Source organism: Streptomyces sp. NPDC058157 (genome assembly GCF_042884105.1).
GTDB lineage: Bacteria > Actinomycetota > Actinomycetes > Streptomycetales > Streptomycetaceae > Streptomyces.
In genome coordinates, this window is sequence record NZ_JBHVUQ010000391.1 from 1 (window position 1) to 2,462 (window position 2,462).

3 protein-coding genes are annotated in these 2,462 nt (G+C 72.3%); 1 reads left to right on the plus strand and 2 read right to left on the minus strand.

Annotated features, from left to right (window positions below; genetic code table 11):
• Nucleotides 1-49 precede the first annotated feature (49 nt).
• A complete protein-coding gene (locus ACFVXK_RS38165) occupies nucleotides 50-202 on the minus strand; it encodes a hypothetical protein (protein WP_389621857.1) in 153 nt (50 codons plus the stop codon).
• A gap of 35 nt (nucleotides 203-237) precedes the next feature.
• Nucleotides 238-1,668 (minus strand): cytosine permease, encoded by a 1,431-nt coding sequence (locus ACFVXK_RS38170; RefSeq protein ID WP_389621860.1) that lies wholly within the window; start codon nucleotides 1,666-1,668, stop codon nucleotides 238-240.
• Between the two features lie 157 nt (nucleotides 1,669-1,825).
• On the opposite strand from ACFVXK_RS38170, the gene ureA reads away from it, so the two are divergent.
• Nucleotides 1,826-2,462: urease subunit gamma (ureA, locus tag ACFVXK_RS38175; RefSeq protein ID WP_389621863.1), on the plus strand; the 637-nt coding region annotated here is incomplete at its 3' end.

A 2,462-nucleotide genomic window follows, 5' to 3' on the forward strand; every position in this document is an offset into this window, starting at 1 on the left:
GAGCGCGGGGGCCTTCGGGCGTTCCGGGCCGGGTGGGGGAGGGGCGTGGTCAGCGCTCCTCGTCCTTCTCCCCGCCCTTCTTCGTGCGGCCCTGGACGGGTCCGTCCGCTCCGCCCATGGCCAGCAGGCCGTCGCCGACCATGTAGGCCAGGCCTGCGAGCCCCTTGGCGATCTTCGCCGCCACGCATGCGATCTCTTCCACGACGCCTCCCCGTGTCGTTCGTCGTGGCGGCCCTTCTACGCTTCGACCGCCACCGCTTCCTGCTCCGCCGGCTCGGCGGCCGGGGCCGCCTGCGGCCGGAGGGTCAGCGCGGTGTAGACCGCGCCGCCGACCAGCCCCGACAGGATGAAACTGCAGTCCACCCCGCCGGTGAGGGCCAGCAGCGGGCCCTCGTACACCGGGGTGGACACGGCGGCCAGACCCACGACCGCGCCGGCCGCCCAGGAGGCGGTGGCGCGGAGGTTCCAGCCCCCGCTGTACCAGTAGACGCCGCCGCGGGCCCGCCGGTTGAACACCTGGAGCGCGTCGGCGTCGTACTCCCCGCGACAGCGCACGTAGCCGATCAGGGTGATCACGGCCCACGGGGTGCCGATCGCGGTCAGCAGCAGGACGAACGAGGTCATCGCCGACTGGACGTTCCACTCGAAGGAGCCGAAGAAGACGAAGGCGGTGGCGACGGCCGCGGCGATCACGGTGGCCTTGGTACGGGTGGCCTTGGGCACGATGGCGTCCAGGTCGAGGCCCATGGAGTACAGCATCAGCCCGGCGTTGCCCACCGAGCCGGCCGCGGCGGCGAACAGCAGCGGCACCAGGTACCAGAAGGGCGCGGCGGCCACGAGCGGCCCGGCGTAGTCGGCCCCGGCCCGGGCGGCCAGCGCGGTGTAGGTGCCGAACAGCTGCGGGACCAGCAGGCCGAAGAGGAGGCCGGCGCAGGTGGCCCAGTAGACCTTGCGGGAGCTGTACCGGCGGGGGGAGACGTAGCGCGTGTAGTCGCCGAGCAGGGTGATGAAGGCGACCGGGCCGCTGAGCCCGGCGGCGACGACGGCGAGGATCCAGGTGGGCCAGAAGGAACCCAGCAGGTAGGAGGTGTCCGGCGGGGCGGCGGTGGTGAAGCCGGGGGCGTAGGCGTATATGCCGACGGCCAGCAGGAGCACCATGACGATCGAGAGCGCCTTGCTCATGCGCAGCAGCAGCCGGTAGCCGAAGACGGCCCCGACCACGGTGAACGCGGCCAGCACCCCGTACATCAGGGAGTGCGTGAGGCCGTTGTCCGGCAGGCCGACGAGGCGGGTCAGGGTGCCCACCATCACGTCACCGCCGATCCACAGGGTCAGCGCGGTGTACCCGAGTGCGAGCAGCAGACCCACGATCGAGCCTACGAGCCGCCCCCGTACGCCGAACTGCGCTCCGCTGGAGGTGGACAGGTTCGTCGCGGTGCGCAGGGAGACCAGCGCGAGCGGCGCGGTGAAGACGATGCCGACCACGGTGCCGGTCACGATGGCGGTGACCGAGGGGACCAGACCCAGTCCGAAGGACGGGGGCAGCCAGCCGAAGACGATCACACCGAGGCAGAGGTTGGAGCCGAGCAGGATCGACATCAGGTCACGGGGACCGCTCGTCCGCTCCTCCTCCGGGATGGTGTCGACTCCGCGCTGTTCGATGGGCATGGGGGGACTCCCTTGGCACGGCGGGGGTGGGGGGCCTATTCGTTTGAGCGACACTCAATGTGACTCAAGCCCTGCTCCCAGGTCAATGCTTCCCGGCGAAGAAATGAAGAGTTAGAGTGATGCTCTAACCCATCGACTCAAAAGGTGGTGGATCGGCGTGCGGCTGACCCCTACGGAGCGCGACCGGCTGCTGCTGCGCAGCGCTGCGGAACTGGCCAGGGCCCGGCGGGCCCGGGGCCTGCGGCTCAACGTCCCGGAGGCCACGGCGCTGATCGCCGACACGGTCTGCGAGGCGGCGCGTGACGGCAAGCGCCTGGCCGAGGCCATCGAGGAGGCCCGCGGCGTCCTCGGCCCCGGCGACGTGCTGCCCGGCGTGGCCGACGTGGTCACCGAGGTGCACGTGGAGGCCGTCTTCGACGACGGGTCCCGCCTCGCGGTGGTCTCGTCCCCGATCCAGGGCGCGGCCTCGCTCGGGGACGACGCCCCGGGCGCGGTCGTACCGGGCCCCGGCGCCCCCCAGCCGGAGCCGGTCGTCCACCTGCGGGTGCGCAACACCGCCTCCGTGCCGGTGAGCGTGACCTCCCACTTCCACTTCTTCGAGGCCAACCCCCGCCTCGACTTCGACCGGGCCGCGGCCTACGGCATGCGGCTGTGCGTCCCCGCCGGCTCCTCCGTGCGCTTCGACCCGCACGGCGAGGGCGAGGTCGGCCTGGTCCCGATCGGCGGCGCGCGGATCGCGATCGGCTTCGCCGGACTGGTCGACGGCCCCCTCGACGCCCCCGGCGCCAAGGCGG

What these genes read in the sequence shown, in the direction of transcription:
- ACFVXK_RS38170 (WP_389621860.1), bottom strand. Translation starts at nt 1,668, where the DNA reads ATGCCCATCGAACAGCGCGGAGTCGACACCATCCCGGAGGAGGAGCGG.